Here is an 18,415-nt window from a genome sequence, read left to right as displayed (position 1 = left end):
GTTGTGTTGGGTGAGGCGGACAGGAGCTGGCGGACGTGAAGAAGACGGCGACGCGGCTCGCGGACGGACGCGAGCTGATCTACTACGACGCGCGCGACGACGCGGTGCGCGACGCCGTCGACCAGCGGCCGCTCGACCCCATATCGACCCGCTCCGAGGTCCGCCACGACCGCCTCCTCGGCGACGACGTGGCCGTCGCCTCCCACCGCCAGGGGCGCACCTACCTCCCGCCGGCCGACGAATGCCCGCTGTGCCCCTCGCGCGACGGGCGGCTCAGCGAGATCCCCGCCTCCGACTACGACGTCGCCGTCTTCGAGAACCGCTTCCCCTCGCTGGCCGGTGACGCGGGGCGGTGCGAGGTCGTGTGCTTCACCTCCGACCACGACGCCTCCTTCGCCGATCTCACCGCCGAACAGGCCGCCCTGGTGCTCGACGCCTGGACCGACCGGACCGCCGAGCTGGCCCAACTCCCCTCCGTCGAGCAGGTGTTCTGCTTCGAGAACCGGGGCAGGGAGATCGGCGTCACCCTCGGCCATCCGCACGGCCAGATCTACGGGTATCCCTTCCCGACGCCGCGTACCCGGCTGATGCTCCGCTCCCTCGCCGAGCACCGTGAGCGCACCGGTCGGAATCTGTTCGATGATGTGGTCGCCGATGAGCGGTCCGACGGACGGCGCATCGTGCTCGACGGCGAGCACTGGACCGCCTTCGTCCCGTACGCCGCGCACTGGCCGTACGAGGTGCACCTCTACCCCAAGCGCCGGGTCCCGGACCTGACCGCGCTGGACGATGACGCGCGCACAGAGTTTCCACAGATGTATCTGGAACTCTTGAAGCGCTTCGACCGGATTTTCGGGGAGGGTGAGCCGCCGACGCCGTACATCGCCGCCTGGCACCAGGCGCCGTTCACGGCGGACAACCGCGACGATTTCGCGCTTCACCTCGAGCTTTTCACCATCCGCCGCACTTCCGGCAAGCTGAAGTTTCTCGCGGGTTCCGAATCCGGCATGAATGTGTTCATCAATGATGTGCCGCCGGAGGCCGCGGCCGAGCGACTGCGAGAGGTAGCGAGCAAGTGAGTGATGCGCAGCAGAAGAAGTACCTGGTCACGGGCGGTGCCGGTTATGTCGGCAGCGTGGTCGCCGCGCATCTGCTGGAGGCCGGGCACCGGGTGACGGTCCTGGACGACCTGTCCACCGGGCACCGCGAGGGCGTTCCCGAGGGCGCGGAGTTCATCGAGGGCCGTATCCAGGACGCGGCCAAGTGGCTCGACGCCTCGTACGACGGTGTGCTGCACTTCGCGGCGTCCTCGCAGGTCGGCGAGTCCGTCGTCAACCCGGAGAAGTACTGGGTCAACAACGTCGGCGGGACCACCGAACTGCTCGCGGCGATGCGGGACGCCGGGGTCCGCACCCTCGTGTTCTCCTCCACCGCCGCCACCTACGGCGAACCGGACGAGGTCCCGATCACCGAGGACGCCGCGACCGCGCCGACCAATCCGTACGGCGCCACCAAGCTCGCCGTCGACCACATGATCAGCGGGGAGTGCGCCGCGCACGGCCTGGCCGCGGTCTCCCTGCGGTACTTCAACGTCGCGGGCGCCTACGGGGCGTACGGCGAGCGCCACGACCCCGAGTCGCACCTGATCCCGCTGGTGCTCCAGGTCGCGCAGGGCCGCCGCGAGGCGATCTCGGTCTTCGGTGACGACTACCCGACCCCCGACGGCACCTGCGTACGCGACTACATCCACGTCGCCGACCTGGCCGACGCCCATCTGCTGGCGCTGGGCGCGGCGGCCGCCGGTGAGCACCTGATCTGCAACCTCGGCAACGGCAACGGCTTCTCCGTCCGCGAGGTCATCGAGACCGTGCGCCAGGTCACCGGCCATCCGATCCCCGAGGTCGTCGCCGACCGCCGGGGCGGCGACCCGGCCGTGCTGGTGGCCTCGGCCGAGCGCGCCAAGGAGCGCCTGGGCTGGCGGCCGAGCCGCGCCGACCTGAAGGGCATCGTCGCGGACGCGTGGAAGTTCGCGCAGCGCACGCACTGAGCGGCGGAACGCGCGGCCGCCCGGCCGCGGACGGAACACAAGGACAGGGGACAGCGAGTGAGCGACGTGACGGCGGGGTTCCGGGAGGTCTACGGGACCGATCCGGTGGGCGTGTGGGCGGCGCCGGGCAGGGTCAACCTGATCGGTGAGCACACCGACTACAACGACGGCTTCGTGATGCCGCTCGCCCTGCCGCACACCTGCCTGGCGGCCGTCTCGCCGCGCACCGACGGAGTGCTGCGCGTCCACTCCGGGGACGCCCCGGGCGGGGCCGTCGAGCTGCGCGTCGAGGAGCTGACCCCGGTCGCCGCGGGCGGCACCGGCGGCGACCGCGGCGGCTGGGCGGCCTACCCGGCGGGCGTGGTGTGGGCGCTGCGCGAGGAGGGGCTGCTCTCCGGCGCGGCGGCCGGCGGGGCGGACCTGCACTTCGCGTCCACGGTGCCCACCGGCGCCGGGCTGTCCTCGTCCGCCGCGCTGGAGGTGGTGACCGCCACCGCGCTCAGCGAGCTGTACGGGCTGGAGCTCACCCCGCAGCGTGTCGCCCAACTGTGCCAGCGCGCGGAGAACCAGTTCGTCGGCGTGCCCTGCGGGATCATGGACCAGATGGCCTCCGCCTGCTGCACCGAGGGCCATGCGCTCTTCCTCGACGCCCGCGACCTCACCCAGCGGCAGGTGCCGTTCGACCTCGCGGCGGAGGGGCTGCGGCTGCTGGTGGTGGACACCCGGGTCAAGCACGAGCTGGGCGACGGCGCGTACGCCAACCGGCGCGCCGCGTGCGAGTCGGCCGCGCGGGCGCTCGGCGTGCCCGCGCTGCGCGAGGTGTCGTTCGAGACCCTGGACGCGACCCTCACCACCCTCACCACCCTCGCCGACCTGGGCGAGGACGACACCGTGCGCCGCCGGGTGCGCCATGTGGTGACCGAGAACCAGCGGGTGCGGGAGGTCATCGAGCGGCTGGACGCGGGCGACACCCGGTCCATCGGCCCGATCCTGACCGCCGGACACGCCTCGTGCCGCGATGACTTCGAGATCTCCTGCGCCGAGCTGGACCTCGTGGTGGAGTCGGCGAACACGGCGGGCGCGCTCGGTGCGCGGATGACCGGCGGTGGCTTCGGTGGCTCGGCGATCGTGCTGGTCGAGGTGGCGGACGCGGACGCGGTGGCCAAGGCGGTCACCGAGGCCTTCGCCGCCGCCGGACACCGGGCCCCGCGGATCTTCCCGGCGGTCCCGAGCGCGGGCGCCCGGCGGCTGTAGGAGGCCGGGGCTTCTCTTCCCTCCCGGCCCCGGGGTCTCGCTGCCTTCGGCCGTTGACCGATCAGATTTCGCCGTTCTTGGCCTGCTTACTCCCCAAGACCGAACACAAAGACCACCGTAAACAGGCGAGGCCGGGCAGTTTCGCTCATTCGCTCCGGATGCCGGAGCCCGGTCGTACGCTGAGTACAGCGTCGGTGGGGGCCGACGTGTATCAGGGGGCGAGACAGTCAGGTACGACGCCCGGGGTGGGGTAGCGATCTCAGCACGGCGGCGGCCGTGCGGTTGCGGTGATCCCTTCCCGGGCGCCGTACCCGTACTGGTTCTCGGGGTATCCGGGTGTATCCGGCGACGTGGGGGGTTCCGTGGCACGTATTCGGGTTCTGGTGGTCGACGACCATCGCATTTTCGCCGAGTCACTGGCCGCCGCCCTCGCGGCGGAACAGGACGTGGACGTGGCGGCGGCAGGAAGCGGCCCGGCGGCGCTGCGCTGTCTGGAGCGCGGAGTGGCCGAGGGGCGACGCTTCGACGTTCTGCTGATCGACGCCGATCTGGGCTCGCTGGCCGGGGAGCCGATCCACGCCCCGCAGCCCGCGCCGGTCGAGGCGGCCCATGGCGGAGCCTTGGGCGCGGGCCCGCCGCGCGCCGTCAACGGGCGGTCGGCGGACGGCATAGCGCTGGTCGGCGGCGTGCGCACCGCCCAGCCGGGGGTGCGTACCGTGGTGCTGGCCGAGCGCGACGATCCGCGCCGGGCCGCGGCGGCCCTCCAGGCCGGGGCGTCCGGCTGGGTGGCCAAGGACTGTTCGCTGGTCCGTCTGCTCGCCGTGATCCGGGGGGTGCTGCGCGACGAGACGCATCTGCCGCCCGCGCTGCTCACCGGCGTGCTGCGGGAGCTGACGGCGGCCCGTAAGCACCGCACCGAGAGCGAGCGGCTGGTCGAATCGCTGACGCCGCGTGAGCGGGAGGTGCTGCGCTGCATGGTGGCCGGGCTCGGCCGCAAGGCGGTGGCCGAGCGGCTGTTCCTGTCCCCGCACACCGTCCGCACCCATATGCAGAACGTGCTGGGCAAGCTGGGCGTGCACTCCACGCTGGCCGCCGTGGCGCTGGCCCGCCGGGCGGGCGTCGGCCCGGTCGACCTAGCCGGGGAAATTGTCGAACGGGGCGGTCAGCTGGCGTAGCAGCGCCGCCAGTTCGGCGCGCTGCGCCTGGGACAGCTCGGCCAGGATCGCCCGCTCGTGATCCAGCAGTCCGGCCAGCGCCTGGTCGGCGCGGTCGCGCCCCTCCGCGGTGAGCCGGACCAGCACCCCGCGCCGGTCACTGGGGTCGGGCAGCCGCTCGACCAGGCCCTTCTTCGCCAGCCGGTCGATGCGGTTGGTCATGGTGCCCGAGGTGACCAGGGTCTGGGTCAGCAGCTGGCCGGGGGAGAGCTGGTACGGGGTCCCGGCCCGCCGCAGCGAGGTCAGCACATCGAACTCCCAGGACTCCAGCTGATGCTCGCTGAAGGCGATCCGCCGCGCCCGGTCGAGATGGCGCGCGAGCCGGCTGACCCGGCTGAGCACTTCGAGCGGTTCGACATCGAGGTCGGGCCGCTCCCGACGCCATGCCGCCACCAGTCGATCGACCTCGTCGTCCATGACGATCAGTGTAGTAGGTCTGTCGACATGAAGTCTCTTGACATCAAGAGAGAATCTGGAGGACGGTAAGGCCTGCTCGTACCGACCGTACCCGCTCAAGGGATTCCGCCATGCGTACGTCACCCAACTGGGACCCGGCCCAGTATCTCCGCCACTCCGGCCACCGCGCCCGCCCGTTCCGCGATCTCATCGACCGGATCCCCGCGCTTCCCGTGGAACCCGGCCGCCCGCCCCGCATCGCCGACCTCGGCTGCGGCCCCGGCAACGTCACCGTCCTGCTCTTCGACCGCTGGCCCGACGCCCACATCACCGGCCTCGACAGCTCCGCCGAGATGCTCGCCGAGGCCCAGCCCCTCGCCGGCCCCACCACCGGCGGCGGCCGCCTCGACTTCCGTACCGTCGACGCCCTGCATTGGGAGCCCGACGAGCCGTACGACCTGATCGTGTCCAACGCCGCGCTCCAGTGGATGCCGGGCCACGCCGACGCCTTCCCCGCCTGGCTCGCCGCCCTGCGCCCCGGCGGCACCCTCGCCTTCCAGCTCCCCGGCAACTTCGGCGCCCCCAGCCACACCCTGCTGCGCGACCTGTGCGCCGCCCCGCACTGGCGCGACCGCCTCGCCGACGCCCCGCGCAGCCCCGCCTCCGCCCTGGAACCCCTCGACTACCTCGACCGGCTCACCGCGCTGGGCTGCGAGGTCGACGCCTGGGAGACCACCTACCTGCAGATCCTCACCGGCCCCGACCCCGTCCTCGACTGGACCAAGGGCACCGCCCTGCGCCCGGTCCTCACCGCCCTCGCCGACGACCCGGCCGCCCGCGACCGCTTCCTCGGCGAATACGCCGCCCTGCTCCGCGAGGCCTACCCCTCGGCCCCGTACGGCACGGCCTTCCCGTTCCGCCGCATCTTCGCCGTGGCGACGAAGAAGGCGTAAAGCGCACTCACGCCTTGCGGTGGCCTATCAGCCGCGGCTTCTGCTCCAGACCGTCCAGACCGTGCCAGGCCAGGTTCACCAGATGCGCCGCCACCTCGGACTTCTTCGGCTTGCGGACGTCCAGCCACCACTGGCCGGTCAGCGCCACCATCCCCACCAGGGCCTGGGCGTACAGCGGGGCGAGCTTGGCGTCGAAGCCGCGGGCCTTGAACTCCAGGCCCAGGATGTCCTCCACCTGGGTGGCGATATCGCTGATCAGTGAGGCGAAGGTGCCCGTCGACTGGGCGACGGGGGAGTCGCGGACCAGGATCCGGAAGCCGTCCGTGTACTCCTCGATGTAGTCCAGGAGGGCGAACGTGGCCTGCTCGCACAGCTCGCGCGGATGGCCCGCGGTCAGCGACGTGGTCACCATGTCCAGCATCCGCCGCATCTCCCGGTCCACCACGACCGCGTACAGCCCCTCCTTGCCGCCGAAGTGCTCGTACACCACCGGCTTGGACACCCCGGCCTTCGCCGCGATCTCCTCCACCGAGGTGCCCTCGAAGCCCCGTTCGGCGAAGAGCGCCCGACCGATGTCCAGCAGCTGCTCCCGGCGCTCCTTGCCGGTCATCCGCACCCTGCGGGGCCGTCGGGGGCCGGATCCGGAGGACCGGACGGCCCGGGCCGTCCGGTCCTTGCTGCCGCTGGTATTACTGTCGGTCTCCACGCCCTCTATCATGCCGCTTCGGCGGGGGCCTCTTTACGGCGGGAGTCGATACGGTCCGGGCTCGGCCACCGGACGTCGTATGCCCAGCCCAGCTTCTCGAACCAGCGGATGATGCGGGCGCTGGAGTCCAGCTGGCCCTTCATCACCCCGTGCCGGGCGCACGTCGGATCGGCGTGGTGCAGGTTGTGCCAGGACTCGCCGCACGAGAGCACCGCGAGCCACCACACGTTCCCGGACCGGTCGCGCGACTTGAACGGCCGCTTGCCCACCGCGTGGCAGATTGAGTTGATCGACCAGGTCACATGGTGGAGCAGCGCCACCCGGACGAGGGACGCCCAGAAGAACGCGGTCGCGGCCCCCTGCCAGGACCAGGTCGCCAGGCCGCCGATCACGGCGGGCAGCAGCAGCGAGACGACCGTCCACACCACGAACTGGCGGGAGATGTTGCGGACCGCGCTGTCCTTGATCAGGTCCGGCGCGTACTTCTGCTGCGGCGTCTGCTCCTCATCGAACATCCAGGCGATATGTGCCCACCACAACCCCTTCATCAGGGCCGGGACCGTCTCCCCGTACCGCCACGGCGAATGCGGGTCCCCCTCCGCGTCGGAGAACTTGTGGTGCTTGCGGTGATCGGCCACCCAGCGCACCAGCGGCCCCTCCACCGCCAGCGAACCCGCGATCGCCAGCGCGATCCGCAGCGGCCGCTTCGCCTTGAACGAGCCATGGGTGAAATAGCGGTGGAAGCCGATCGTGATGCCGTGGCAGCCGATGTAGTACATGACCACCATCAGCGCCAGATCCAGCCAGCTCACCCCCCAGCCCCAGGCCAGGGGGATCGCCGCGATCAGCGCGACGAACGGGACGGTGATGAACAGCAGCAGGGTGATCTGTTCGATGGAACGCTTGCTGTCCCCGCCCAGCGTGGCGGAGGGAAGCGGGGTCTCCTGGGCCTTCGGCGCGTCGTGGGCCACGTCGGGGCTTGCAGTCATGGGATCCCTCGTGGGGCTCGGGGGCTGGGCTACGGATCCGTAACCTACGGCGACGTAAGTATGGCAGGGCGGCGAACCGGGGCAAGAGGGCTCTGGCATCCCCCGAGGGGGTGCCGCCTATCCTGGGGGCGTCGGACAGCGCGGTCCGCACATGGCCGAAAGCACCGGGTGCGGGCCCTGCGGCGCCAGCCGCGCGGGGCTCCACCCCGCTAGGAACCCCCCGTTCACTGCAAGGAGCCCGCACCTGTGAGCAGTGCCGACCACACCAACGCCGCCCTGCGTGCCGATATCCGCCGTCTGGGCGACCTCCTCGGCGAGACCCTGGTCCGGCAGGAGGGCCCCGACCTCCTCGATCTCGTCGAGCGCGTCCGTGCCCTCACCCGCAGTGACGGCGAGGCCGCCGCCGAGCTCCTCGGCGCCACCGACCTGCCCACCGCCGCCAAGCTGGTGCGCGCCTTCTCCACCTACTTCCACCTGGCCAACGTCACCGAGCAGGTCCACCGCGGCCGCGAGCTGAGCACCCGGCGCGCCGCGGAGGGCGGCATCCTCGCCCGCACCGTCGACCAGCTCAAGGACGCCGACCCCGGCCATCTGCGGCAGACCGTGGAGAACCTGGGCGTCCGCCCCGTCTTCACCGCCCACCCCACCGAGGCCGCCCGCCGCACGGTCCTCAACAAGCTGCGCCGCATCGCCGAACTGCTGGACACCCTCGCCGCCGGCGGCGAGAGCCGCCGCGCCGACCTGCGGCTCGCCGAGAACATCGACCTGCTGTGGCAGACCGACGAGCTGCGGGTCGTCCGCCCCGAGCCCGCCGACGAGGCCCGCAACGCCGTCTACTACCTCGACGAACTGCACGCCCACGCCGTCGGCGACGTCCTGGAGGACCTGACCGCCGAGCTGGAGCGCGTCGGCATCGAGCTGCCCGCCACCACCCGCCCCCTCACCTTCGGCACCTGGATCGGCGGCGACCGCGACGGCAACCCCAATGTCACCCCCCAGGTGACCTGGGAAGTACTGATCCTCCAGCATGAGCACGGCATCAGCGACGCCCTGGAGATCATCGACGACCTGCGGGCCGCCCTCTCCAGCTCCATCCGCAACTCCGACGCCTCCGAGGAACTGCTCACCTCCCTCCAGCGCGACCTGGAGCTGCTGCCCGAGATCAGCCCGCGCTACAAGCGGCTGAACGCCGAGGAGCCCTACCGGCTCAAGGCCACCTGCATGCGGCAGAAGCTCGTCAACACCCGCGAGCGGCTCGCCAAGGACGCCCCGCACACCCCCGGCCGCGACTACCTCGGCACCGCCGAGATGCTGGCCGACCTGAAGCTCATCCAGGACTCGCTGCGCGCCCACCGCGGCGCCCTGATCGCCGACGGCCGTCTCGAACGCGCCATCCGCACCCTCGCCGCCTTCGGCCTCCAGCTCGCCACCATGGACGTACGCGAGCACGCCGACGCCCACCACCACGCCCTCGGCCAGCTCTTCGACCGCCTCGGCGAGGAATCCTGGCGGTACGCGGACATGCCGCGCGACTACCGGCGCAAGCTCCTCGCCAAGGAGCTGCGCTCCCGCCGCCCGCTCGCGCCCTCCCCGGCGCCGCTCGACGCCGCCGGGGCCAAGACCCTCGGTGTCTTCCAGACCATCCGCGAGTCCTTCGAGCGGTTCGGGCCCGAGATCGTCGAGTCCTACATCATCTCCATGTGCGCCGGCTCCGACGACGTCTTCGCCGCCGCCGTCCTGGCCCGCGAGGCCGGGCTCATCGACCTGCACGCCGGCTGGGCCAAGATCGGCATCGTGCCGCTGCTGGAGACCACCGACGAGCTGAAGATCGCCGACCAGCTCCTCGACGAGATGCTCTCCGACCCCTCCTACCGGCGCCTGGTCTCGCTGCGCGGCGACGTCCAGGAGGTCATGCTCGGCTACTCCGACTCCTCCAAGTTCGGCGGCATCACCACCTCCCAGTGGGAGATCCACCGCGCCCAGCGGCTGCTGCGCGACGTCGCCCACCGGCACGGCGTACGGCTGCGCCTCTTCCACGGCCGCGGCGGCACCGTCGGCCGCGGCGGCGGCCCCACCCACGACGCGATCCTCGCCCAGCCGTGGGGCACCCTCGAAGGCGAGATCAAGGTCACCGAGCAGGGCGAGGTCATCTCCGACAAGTACCTCGTCCCCTCGCTCGCCCGCGAGAACCTGGAGCTGACGGTGGCCGCCACCCTCCAGGCGTCGGCCCTGCACACCGCCCCGCGCCAGTCGGACGAGGCACTCGCCCGCTGGGACGCGGCGATGGACACGGTCTCCGACGCCGCCCACGGCGCCTACCGCGCCCTGGTGGACGACCCCGACCTGCCCGCCTACTTCTTCGCCTCGACCCCCGTCGACCAGCTCGCCGAGCTCCACCTCGGCTCCCGTCCGTCCCGCCGCCCCGACTCCGGCGCGGGCCTCGACGGGCTGCGGGCCATCCCGTGGGTCTTCGGCTGGACCCAGTCCCGGCAGATCGTCCCCGGCTGGTTCGGCGTCGGCTCCGGCCTCAAGGCCGCCCGCGAGGCCGGGCTCGACGGCGTGCTGGACGAGATGCACCAGCACTGGCACTTCTTCCGCAACTTCCTGTCCAACGTCGAGATGACCCTCGCCAAGACGGACCTGCGGATCGCCCGCCACTACGTCGACACCCTGGTCCCGGACGAGCTGAAGCACGTCTTCGACGTCATCCAGGCCGAGCACGAGCTGACCGTGCGGGAGGTGCTGCGGATCACCGGCGAGACCGAACTCCTGGACCACGACCCCGTGCTGAAGCAGACCTTCCACGTCCGGGACGCCTACCTCGACCCGATCTCCTACCTCCAGGTGAGCCTGCTCCACCGGCAGCGCACCGCACGCGAGCGCGGCGAAGAGCCCGACCCGGTGCTCGCCCGGGCCCTGCTGCTCACCGTCAACGGCGTGGCGGCGGGCCTGCGCAACACCGGCTGACACAGCCCGGACATACGACGGCGGCCCGCTCCCCGGGGAGCGGGCCGCCGTCGTATGTCTCGTCGAGTCCTAGAACGTCAGCGTGGCGAAGGACGCCCCCAGCAGCGCCGCGCCCGCGAGCCCCAGCCCCCAGGCCGTACGGCGCATGCGGAGCCCGCCCGCCACGACCAGCGACGCCAGCAACAGCGAGCCGCCGAACGGCACCCAGGCGTGCAGGATGCCCGCCGTCCCCGTACGGACCACCTCGTCCTTGCCCGGTTTGACGGCCACCAGCAGCCGCTCGCCCCGGCCGTCCGTGACCGCCGCGTCGACCCGCACCTCGGGCCGCGCCTCACCGCCCCGGGAGCCGGGGGTGAAGCGGCCGGTGCACCAGTCGTCGTCACAGCGGGACACGGTGAGCGTGCCGCGCTCCAGTCCCTTGGTGAGCATCGACGGCTTGGCGTCGCCCCAGGAGGACCACACCCCGGCCACCAGGATCAGCAGCGCGACAAGCGTCATCGCCACGTTCTTCGCGAGCAACAGCAGCCCGTACATGCTCTCGCCCGCTCGCCGCGTGCGGCTGCGCTTGGTGATGCCGGTGGATGCCATGGCGGTAGATCTTTGCCACCGGCGGGCCCGGGGTCAACCTCCGGCCGAACAACCGCGCGAGAACCGTTCAGGAGTTGTACGTGCCCTGCGCGCGTTCCAGACCGTCCACGATGAGCGTCTCCACCGCGTCCGCCGCACGGTCCACGAAGTAGTCCAACTCCCTGCGCTCAGCGGCGGAGAAGTCCTTCAGCACGAACGCCGCGACATCCATCCGGCCCGGCGGACGGCCGATGCCGAAACGGACCCGGAAGTAGTCAGGGCCCCCCGACTTGGTGATCGACTTCAGCCCGTTGTGGCCATTGTCACCGCCGCCGAGCTTCAGCCTCAGCGCGCCGTAGTCGATGTCCAATTCGTCGTGAATAGCGATGACATGACCCACCGGAACCTTGTAGAAGTCGCGCAGCGCCGTCGTCGGTCCGCCGGACAGGTTCATGAACGACATCGGCTTCGCGACGATCACCCGGCGGCTGTCCGGACCGGGCGGCCCGATCCGTCCCTCCACCACCTGCGCACGGGACTTGTGCGCCTTGAAGCGCCCGCCCATCCGCTCGGCCAGCAGTTCGGCCACCATGAAGCCGACATTGTGGCGGTTCGCCGCGTACTCCGGGCCGGGGTTGCCCAGGCCCACCACGAGCCACGGGCTGCTCGCGTCTGCGTCGCTCATCGTCTCGTTCTCCCGAGTGACTGAGTGAGGGGATGTGCCGCACTCCAGGCGGCCTCAAGCTGGGCGGTGTCTCATGACGCGACCGCCGCCCCGCTGGCAGCAGCGGGGCGGCGGTCGCCAGGCGATACGGAGCGAGAGGGGATCAGCCCTCGGCGCCCTCACCCTCGCCCTCGGCCTCCTCGGCCGGAGCCTCGGCCTGCGGGGCGACGACGTGCAGCACCGGCGCGTCGTCCTCCACGGCCAGGGTGGTGCCCTTCGGCAGCGTGATGTCCTTGGCGTAGATGGTGTCGCCCGCCTCAAGGCCCGCGATCGAGATGGTGACACCCTCGGGGATGTGGGTGGCCTCGGTCTCGACCGGCAGCGAGTTCAGCACGTGCTCGAGCAGGTTGGCGCCCGGGGCCAGGTCGCCCTCGGTGTTGATCGGCACCTCGACGGTGACCTTCTCGCCCTTGCTCACCAGGAGCAGGTCGACGTGCTCCAGGATGCCGATCTTGATCGGGTGACGCTGCACGGCCTTGGGGATGACCAGCTCGCTCTTGCCGCCCTCGACCTCCAGGCGCAGCAGGACGTTCGGGGTCTTGAGCGCCATCAGCAGGTCGTACGCCGGAAGCGTCACGTGCAGCGGCTCGGCGCCGTGGCCGTAGACGACACCGGGAACGCGGTCGGCCAGACGGGCACGGCGGGCCGCCCCCTTGCCGAACTCGGTGCGGGGCTTGGCGGGAATCTTGACCTCGGCCATGGGGGCACTCCTCGTAGTTCGTGTACAGATGGCCGTCACCCGGCCCACGACAGACCTGCTACGAAGAGCGCGTCGATAACGGACGAGCTGTGTGAACCACAGCCTCCCTCGCCGAGCAACCCCACGAGTCTACCAACGGTCTCCCCAGCCTTGAGGCCACCCCGCCCGGGAGTGGCCTCAGCTGGGTCGGTCCGCGGCGCGGCCCGCGGTTAAGCCCATCAGGCGTGCTCCTCGAACAGGCTGGTCACGGAGCCGTCCTCGAAGACCTCCTGCACGGCGCGGGCAATGGTCGGCGCCATCGACAGCACGGTGATCTTGTCCAGCTCGACCTCGCCCGGCGTCGGCAGCGTGTTGGTGAACACGAACTCGCTGACCTTGGAGTTCTTCAGCCGGTCCGCGGCCGGACCCGACAGGACGCCATGGGTGGCCGTCACGATCACGTCCTCCGCGCCGTTCGCGAACAGCGCGTCCGCGGCGGCGCAGATCGTGCCACCGGTGTCGATCATGTCGTCGACCAGGACACAGACCCGGCCCCGGACGTCACCGACGACCTCGTGGACCGTGACCTGGTTCGCCACGTCCGGGTCGCGGCGCTTGTGCACGATCGCCAGCGGGGCGCCCAGCCGGTCGCACCAGCGGTCGGCCACCCGCACGCGGCCCGCGTCCGGCGACACCACCGTCAGCTTCGACCGGTCGACCTTGGCGCCCACGTAGTCCGCGAGGATCGGCAGCGCGAAGAGGTGGTCCACCGGACCGTCGAAGAAGCCCTGGATCTGGTCGGTGTGCAGGTCGACCGTGAGGATGCGGTCGGCACCCGCGGTCTTGAGCATGTCGGCGATCAGTCGCGCCGAAATCGGCTCCCGGCCACGGTGCTTCTTGTCCTGACGGGCATAGCCGTAGAACGGCACGATCACCGTGATGGAGCGCGCGGAGGCCCGCTTCAGCGCATCGATCATGATGAGCTGTTCCATGATCCACTTGTTGATCGGAGCCGTGTGGCTCTGGATCAGGAAGCAGTCGGCGCCGCGCGCGGACTCCTGGAAGCGGACGTAGATCTCTCCGTTGGCGAAGTCGAAAGCCTTGGTCGGGACCAGGCTGACGCCCAGCTCGTGGGCGACCTCCTCGGCCAGCACGGGGTGGGCGCGGCCGGAGAAGAGCATCAATTTCTTCTCGCCGGTCGTCTTGATCCCGGTCACGTCACGTCTCCTTGGATGTCACTTTGGTGCGCGCTTTTACGGTACGCCCCCGCATGGGCGCACCGGTTCGCAGGTCACTGCCCGCCCTCGTCCTCCTGGCGCGCGGCCGCTGCGGCTTCCGCCGCCTGCGCCGCGGCGCTTCCGGGGCGCTTGCGGGCGACCCAGCCCTCGATGTTCCGCTGCTGTCCGCGTGCGACGGCGAGCGATCCCGGGGGCACATCCTTGGTGATGACCGAGCCGGCGGCGGTGTACGCCCCGTCTCCTACTGTGACAGGAGCCACAAACATGTTGTCCGAGCCGGTCTTGCAGTGGCTGCCGACGGTCGAACGGTGCTTCTTCTCACCGTCGTAGTTCACGAAGACGCTGGCGGCGCCGATGTTGGTGAAGTCGCCGATCGTGGCATCGCCCACATAGGACAGATGCGGCACCTTGGTGCCCTCGCCGATCTCGGCGTTCTTCATCTCCACGTACGTACCGGCCTTGGACTTGGGGCCCAGCCGGGTGCCGGGGCGCAGGTACGTGTACGGCCCGGCGGAGGCGCCGGCGCCGATGACCGTGTCGAACGCGACGGTGAAGCTCGCCACCGCGCCCTCGCCGACCGTGGTGTCGGTGAGCCGCGAGTTCGGGCCGACCTCGGCGCCCGTGGCCAGATGCGTGGTGCCCAGCAGCTGGGTGCCGGGGTGGATCACGCTGTCCTGCTCGACGGTGACCGTCACATCGATCCAGGTGGTGGCCGGGTCGACCACCGTGACCCCGCTGAGCATCGCGCGCTCCAGCAGCCGGTCGTTGAGCAGCCGGCGGGCCTCGGACAGCTGCACCCGGTTGTTGATGCCGACGATCTCGCGGTGGTCGGCGGCGACGGACGCGCCGACCCGGTGCCCGGCCTCCCGCAGGATGCCGAGCACATCGGTGAGGTATTCCTCACCCTGGCTGTTGTCGGTCCGCACCTTGCCGAGCGCGTCGGTGAGCAGCTGGGCGTCGAAGGCGAAGACACCGGAGTTGATCTCGCGGATCGCGCGCTGGGTGGCGGTGGCGTCCTTGTGCTCCACGATGGCGGTGACGGCGCCGGACGCCTCGTCCCGCACGATGCGGCCGTAGCCGGTGGCGTCGGGCACCTCGGCGGTGAGAACGGTCACCGCGTTCCCGTCGGCGGAGTGCGCCCCGGCGAGCTGCTTGAGGGTCTCACCGGTCAGCAGCGGGGTGTCGCCACAGACGACGATCACGGTGCCGTCCAGGGCCACGCCGCTGTCGGACAGCTCCTCCAGGCCCATCCGGACCGCGTGCCCGGTCCCGTTCTGCTCGTGCTGGACGGCGGTACGGGCGTCGGCGTCGATCTCGGCCAGATGGGCGGAGACCTGCTCCCGGGCGTGGCCGACCACGACCACCAGATGCTCGGGCGAGAGCTCGCGGGAGGCGGCGACGACATGCCCGACGAGGGACCGGCCGCAGATGGCGTGCAGAACCTTGGGGGTCGCCGACTTCATGCGGGTGCCCTCACCCGCTGCGAGGACGACGACGGCTGCCGGGCGGTTGGCGCTCACGGGTGTGCCCTTCGGCTTCGGGTCGGGGGTGGACACCCGCAGGATACCGAGAGGTTTCCCCCCAGAAACGACCGCGGGTCCCGACCGTAAGGATCGGGACCCGGAATTGGGGCTCCCCCGCCAGGACTCGAACCCGGACTAATGGCACCAAAAGCCACTGTGCTGCCAATTACACCACAGGGGATAGCAGAGAGGTCCAAGTCGGACACCCGGTCGGGCAGTCGACTTGGCCCCCACCACTATGCCGTACCGCCGGCCTTCGATGCGACGGTATGGGTCAGTGTCCGGTCCCTCGCCCCCACGGGGCGTTCCGCTCGGCGGACACAGGCATCGAAAATATGGCCGATTCAACTGTTCGAGTTAAAACCGTTGATATCCCGACCATTCGAGTGAGACATGTGCGGCCGTGTCCCCCGGAAAAGGGCTGGCATGCGGCCGTAGTCTGGTCGCTATGAGTGCGACGGGGGCATCTGAGGAGACGAGTGCGCGCGGCGCGCCCGCCGGACCTTTGTGGTGGCCGCGGCGGCGGAGCATGGTGCTGGACATCGTGCTCGGCGTCGCGTCGGCGACCGAATGCGCCGCGGAGGGCGTCGGGTTCGCGCACGACGCCCGGATTCCGGTCGCCCTCGGAGTCGCGCTCGGGCTGATCATCGGGGCCACCCTGGTGCTGCGGCGGCGCTGGGCGATCGCCGTGGTGCTGATATCGATCGCCGTCACCCCCGCCGAGATGGGGCTGCTGCTCGGCGTCGTCGGCCTCTACACCCTCGCCGCGTCCGAGGTGCCGCGCCGGATCTCGGCGGTGCTGGCCGGGATGGCGGGGGCCGGGACCTTCCTCGTCGCGATGATCCGCTTCCAGCAGGAAAACCCACGGGAGACCTGGGGCGCGGCCGTCTGGGAGGCCCCGCTCTTCTCGTTGACGATCACCCTGGCGCTGACCACGCCACCCGTGCTGCTCGGGCTGTACGTCCGCGCCCGGCGGCGGCTGGTGGAGAGCCTGCGCGAGCGGGCGGACGGCCTGGAGCGCGAGCTGTCGCTGCTCGCGGAGCGGGCCGAGGAGCGGGCCGAGTGGGCGCGCAACGAGGAGCGCACCCGGATCGCGCGCGAGATGCACGACGTGGTGGCGCACCGGGTGAGCCTGATGGTGGTGCACGCTGCGGCGCTGCAGGCGGTGGCGCTCAAGGATCCGGAGAAGGCGTCGAAGAACGCGGCGCTGGTGGGCGACATGGGGCGGCAGGCGCTGACCGAGCTGCGGCAGATGCTGGGCGTGCTGCGGTCGGACGTCCCCGCCGAGGGGAAGCCGGTGCCGCTGGCCTCGGTGGCGGTCGCCGCCTCGGCGGCCGCCGAGGCGGCGTCGGCCTCGGCCATCGAATCCGTCGAGGACGCGGCCGCGGGTCCGGACGCGGCCGGGCCGCGGCTGGTGGAACTGGAGGCGCTGGTCGGGCAGTCGCGGGCGGCGGGGATGGCCGTGGAGCTGTCGGTGGAGGGCGAGGAGCGGCGGTACGCGGCGCGGGTGGAGCAGACCGCGTACCGGGTGGTGCAGGAGGCGCTGACGAACGTGCACAAGCACGCCCCGGGCGCCAGCACCCGGATCCGCCTGGCGCACCGGGGCGCCGAGATCGCGGTGCTGGTGGAGAACGGCCCCTCGGAGCGGGGCGCGGCGGACGCCGGGCTGCCGAGCGGGGGCAATGGGCTGGTCGGGATGAAGGAGCGGGTGTCGACACTGGGCGGCGGCTTCGTCTCGGGCCCGACGGACGCCGGTGGCTTCCGCGTCTCGGCGGTCATCCCCGACCGCACCCGCACGGCCCACCGTGCCAGGACGGCGTAGGGCTCGCCCCGCAGGGGGCGCGGGGAACTGCGCGATCGGCCACGGCGGCGCCGCGGACGGCCGACGGCGCGAGGACCAACGGCGCGAGGACCAACGGCGCAAACACCGCACCGCCGGCGCAGCGCTCAGGCGCGGGACAGACGCGGCGGCAGCGTGCCGGTGATCAGGGTGCCCAGCGCAGCGTCGAGCGTGGCGCCCAGATACCAGTCGCCGGTGTGGTCGAGGCTGTAGATCCGCCCCTCCGCGTCGATGGTCAGCAGCCCCTGCCCGTCGGCCTCCTCTCCCAGCGGGCAGACCTCCGTCTCCAGGGCGCGCCCCAAGTCGCCGAGCGTACGGGCCAGGTGGAGGCCGTAAAGGGGGTCGATGCGGAACGGGGTGGGCGCGATCTGGCGGCCGGCGCCCGGCGGCTGGACGTGCAGTCCGCCGAATTCGGCCCAGGCCTCGACGGCGGCCGGGAAGACGGTGTGCCGGTGCCCGGCGGGGGAGGTGTGGGCGGACAGGGTGTCCGCCCAGTGTTCGGCGCGCTGCATGTCCCAGCGGCCCGGCTCCCAGCCCGCCTCGCGCAGCGCGGCGTCGACGGGGACGGGGAAGCGGGTGGTGTCGGTGCGGTCGAAGGGGCGGGTCACGCTTCCTCACCCACCACCCGCACGCCGAAATGGGCCAGCAGCGCCGTGCAGGAGAGGCAGGGCGGGGCGTAGGAGCCGTGCTGCGGGTCGCCCGCTTCGCGGATGCGGCGTGCGGTCAGCTTGGACTGTTTCAGGGAGCGGCGGGCCTCACCGTGGGTGAGGGGTTTGCGGGCGGCGCGTTTGGAGCGGCCCGCTTCGACGGCGGTCAGGTGGCGGGAGAGCAGGACGGCTTCGGGGCAGCGGCCGGTGAAGCGTTCGCGCTGCCCGCTGGTGAGGGCGTCGAGGAAGTCCTGTACGAGAGGGTGGAGGGCGGGCGCCTGGTCGGCCTTGCCTCCGGTGCAGGTGAGGGTCTCGCCGCGGACGGAGAGGGCGGCCGCGACGGCGGGCAGGAGCGTGTCGCGGCGGTGGTGCAGCGGGGGCGGGCCGGCGTCGGGGTCGACGCTGCTCCATCTGAGCCGGGGGTCGCTGGCCGCGGGGGCGGCTCCGTCGCCGCCCCCGTTGCTCTGCGTGATGTGCATGTGGTGGGTCCCTCCCTGTGCAATCCACCGCAATCCCCCGGTTGCGAAAGATCAGCCTGCCAAACGCGACGGGAAATGCGGTAGTCCGGGTCCGTCGGCCCAGGTGGGCGGGTGGGGTGGTGGCCGACCGGTTCCGCTTGTGGCCCCACCGCATAGGCTGTGCCCCATACGCCAGCATCAGCAGGGGGCAAC

The 18,415-nt window shown here is 71.5% G+C and carries 17 protein-coding genes and 1 tRNA gene; 7 read left to right on the top strand and 11 right to left on the bottom strand.

The window, feature by feature from the left end; all coding sequences use genetic code 11:
* Positions 1 to 35 precede the first annotated feature (35 nt).
* The 4 genes from galT (at position 36) to ACFZCY_RS11045 (ending at position 4,476) form a co-directional block, all read left to right on the top strand.
* The gene (gene galT / locus ACFZCY_RS11060; protein ID WP_391171195.1) at positions 36 to 1,079 is read left to right on the top strand and encodes a galactose-1-phosphate uridylyltransferase; all 1,044 of its coding nucleotides are present in this window, start codon (positions 36 to 38) and stop codon (positions 1,077 to 1,079) included.
* Positions 1,076 to 2,047 (top strand): UDP-glucose 4-epimerase GalE, encoded by a 972-nt coding sequence (galE, locus tag ACFZCY_RS11055; RefSeq protein WP_391171193.1) that lies wholly within the window; start codon positions 1,076 to 1,078, stop codon positions 2,045 to 2,047. The genes galT and galE overlap by 4 nt, the downstream gene beginning before the upstream one ends.
* 57 nt (positions 2,048 to 2,104) lie before the next feature.
* Entirely contained in the window at positions 2,105 to 3,301 is a 1,197-nt protein-coding gene (galK, locus tag ACFZCY_RS11050) for a galactokinase (RefSeq protein WP_391171191.1), read from the top strand.
* Between the two features lie 362 nt (positions 3,302 to 3,663).
* Positions 3,664 to 4,476, top strand: coding sequence for a LuxR C-terminal-related transcriptional regulator (locus ACFZCY_RS11045; RefSeq protein WP_391171189.1), 813 nt, complete (start codon positions 3,664 to 3,666; stop codon positions 4,474 to 4,476).
* On the opposite strand, the gene ACFZCY_RS11040 is transcribed toward ACFZCY_RS11045, so the two are convergent.
* Complete coding sequence (locus tag ACFZCY_RS11040; protein ID WP_009715516.1) at positions 4,435 to 4,932, bottom strand: MarR family winged helix-turn-helix transcriptional regulator; 498 nt, start codon at positions 4,930 to 4,932, stop codon at positions 4,435 to 4,437. The two genes, ACFZCY_RS11045 and ACFZCY_RS11040, sit on opposite strands and share 42 nt — an antisense overlap.
* 110 nt (positions 4,933 to 5,042) lie before the next feature.
* Between ACFZCY_RS11040 and ACFZCY_RS11035 the strand changes: the two genes are divergently transcribed.
* A complete protein-coding gene (locus ACFZCY_RS11035; protein WP_391171187.1) occupies positions 5,043 to 5,864 on the top strand; it encodes a trans-aconitate 2-methyltransferase in 822 nt (273 codons plus the stop codon).
* Positions 5,865 to 5,871: 7 nt separating this feature from the next.
* Here ACFZCY_RS11035 and ACFZCY_RS11030 read toward each other — a convergent pair whose 3' ends face one another.
* Together ACFZCY_RS11030 and ACFZCY_RS11025 are read right to left on the bottom strand one after the other, a co-directional pair.
* Positions 5,872 to 6,582 (bottom strand): TetR/AcrR family transcriptional regulator, encoded by a 711-nt coding sequence (locus tag ACFZCY_RS11030; RefSeq protein ID WP_361487222.1) that lies wholly within the window; start codon positions 6,580 to 6,582, stop codon positions 5,872 to 5,874.
* Complete coding sequence (locus ACFZCY_RS11025) at positions 6,579 to 7,559, bottom strand: fatty acid desaturase (RefSeq protein ID WP_391171184.1); 981 nt, start codon at positions 7,557 to 7,559, stop codon at positions 6,579 to 6,581. Before ACFZCY_RS11025 ends, ACFZCY_RS11030 begins: the two co-directional genes overlap by 4 nt.
* Positions 7,560 to 7,805: 246 nt before the next feature.
* Here ACFZCY_RS11025 and ppc point away from each other — a divergent pair, with 246 nt between their 5' ends.
* Entirely contained in the window at positions 7,806 to 10,526 is a 2,721-nt protein-coding gene (gene ppc / locus ACFZCY_RS11020; protein ID WP_391171182.1) for a phosphoenolpyruvate carboxylase, read from the top strand.
* Positions 10,527 to 10,595: 69 nt separating this feature from the next.
* Here ppc and ACFZCY_RS11015 read toward each other — a convergent pair whose 3' ends face one another.
* The 6 genes from ACFZCY_RS11015 to ACFZCY_RS10990 form a co-directional block, all read right to left on the bottom strand.
* Positions 10,596 to 11,114 (bottom strand): hypothetical protein, encoded by a 519-nt coding sequence (locus tag ACFZCY_RS11015; RefSeq protein ID WP_391171180.1) that lies wholly within the window; start codon positions 11,112 to 11,114, stop codon positions 10,596 to 10,598.
* Between the two features lie 67 nt (positions 11,115 to 11,181).
* Positions 11,182 to 11,778, bottom strand: a complete 597-nt coding sequence (pth, locus tag ACFZCY_RS11010; protein WP_391171178.1) for an aminoacyl-tRNA hydrolase — start codon at positions 11,776 to 11,778, stop codon at positions 11,182 to 11,184.
* Positions 11,779 to 11,920: 142 nt separating this feature from the next.
* Positions 11,921 to 12,517 carry a 50S ribosomal protein L25/general stress protein Ctc gene (locus ACFZCY_RS11005; protein WP_391171175.1) on the bottom strand — a complete coding sequence of 199 codons (597 nt, stop codon included), beginning with the start codon at positions 12,515 to 12,517 and terminating at the stop codon, positions 11,921 to 11,923.
* 218 nt (positions 12,518 to 12,735) lie between these two features.
* The gene (locus ACFZCY_RS11000) at positions 12,736 to 13,713 is read right to left on the bottom strand and encodes a ribose-phosphate diphosphokinase (RefSeq protein ID WP_391171173.1); all 978 of its coding nucleotides are present in this window, start codon (positions 13,711 to 13,713) and stop codon (positions 12,736 to 12,738) included.
* Between the two features lie 74 nt (positions 13,714 to 13,787).
* Entirely contained in the window at positions 13,788 to 15,254 is a 1,467-nt protein-coding gene (gene glmU / locus ACFZCY_RS10995) for a bifunctional UDP-N-acetylglucosamine diphosphorylase/glucosamine-1-phosphate N-acetyltransferase GlmU (RefSeq protein ID WP_391171171.1), read from the bottom strand.
* A 112-nt stretch (positions 15,255 to 15,366) separates the two neighbouring features.
* Positions 15,367 to 15,438: transfer RNA gene (locus tag ACFZCY_RS10990), tRNA-Gln, on the bottom strand.
* A 267-nt stretch (positions 15,439 to 15,705) separates the two neighbouring features.
* On the opposite strand from ACFZCY_RS10990, the gene ACFZCY_RS10985 reads away from it, so the two are divergent.
* A complete protein-coding gene (locus tag ACFZCY_RS10985; RefSeq protein WP_391171169.1) occupies positions 15,706 to 17,079 on the top strand; it encodes a histidine kinase in 1,374 nt (457 codons plus the stop codon).
* A 125-nt stretch (positions 17,080 to 17,204) separates the two neighbouring features.
* Here ACFZCY_RS10985 and ACFZCY_RS10980 read toward each other — a convergent pair whose 3' ends face one another.
* Both ACFZCY_RS10980 and ACFZCY_RS10975 read right to left on the bottom strand, forming a co-directional pair.
* Positions 17,205 to 17,705 (bottom strand): SUKH-3 domain-containing protein, encoded by a 501-nt coding sequence (locus ACFZCY_RS10980; protein WP_391171167.1) that lies wholly within the window; start codon positions 17,703 to 17,705, stop codon positions 17,205 to 17,207.
* Positions 17,702 to 18,223: a YwqJ-related putative deaminase gene (locus ACFZCY_RS10975; RefSeq protein ID WP_391171165.1), complete on the bottom strand. Its 522-nt coding sequence runs from the start codon at positions 18,221 to 18,223 to the stop codon at positions 17,702 to 17,704. The genes ACFZCY_RS10980 and ACFZCY_RS10975 overlap by 4 nt, the downstream gene beginning before the upstream one ends.
* Positions 18,224 to 18,415 lie beyond the last annotated feature (192 nt).

Origin of the sequence: Streptomyces sp. NPDC007983 (genome assembly GCF_042958345.1) — a bacterium.
GTDB lineage: Bacteria > Actinomycetota > Actinomycetes > Streptomycetales > Streptomycetaceae > Streptomyces.
The sequence above is the reverse complement of the archived record's forward strand: the minus strand, read 5'-3'. Positions and strand labels throughout refer to the sequence as shown.

Coding starts and splice junctions, on each gene's coding strand:
- ACFZCY_RS11040 (WP_009715516.1), bottom strand. CDS start 4,932: ATGGACGACGAGGTCGATCGACTGGTGGCGGCATGGCGTCGGGAGCGG.
- ACFZCY_RS11035 (WP_391171187.1), top strand. CDS start 5,043: ATGCGTACGTCACCCAACTGGGACCCGGCCCAGTATCTCCGCCACTCC.
- ACFZCY_RS11030 (WP_361487222.1), bottom strand. CDS start 6,582: ATGATAGAGGGCGTGGAGACCGACAGTAATACCAGCGGCAGCAAGGAC.
- ACFZCY_RS11025 (WP_391171184.1), bottom strand. CDS start 7,559: ATGACTGCAAGCCCCGACGTGGCCCACGACGCGCCGAAGGCCCAGGAG.
- ACFZCY_RS11015 (WP_391171180.1), bottom strand. CDS start 11,114: ATGGCATCCACCGGCATCACCAAGCGCAGCCGCACGCGGCGAGCGGGC.
- pth (WP_391171178.1), bottom strand. CDS start 11,778: ATGAGCGACGCAGACGCGAGCAGCCCGTGGCTCGTGGTGGGCCTGGGC.
- ACFZCY_RS11005 (WP_391171175.1), bottom strand. CDS start 12,517: ATGGCCGAGGTCAAGATTCCCGCCAAGCCCCGCACCGAGTTCGGCAAG.
- ACFZCY_RS10985 (WP_391171169.1), top strand. CDS start 15,706: ATGAGTGCGACGGGGGCATCTGAGGAGACGAGTGCGCGCGGCGCGCCC.
- ACFZCY_RS10975 (WP_391171165.1), bottom strand. CDS start 18,223: ATGCACATCACGCAGAGCAACGGGGGCGGCGACGGAGCCGCCCCCGCG.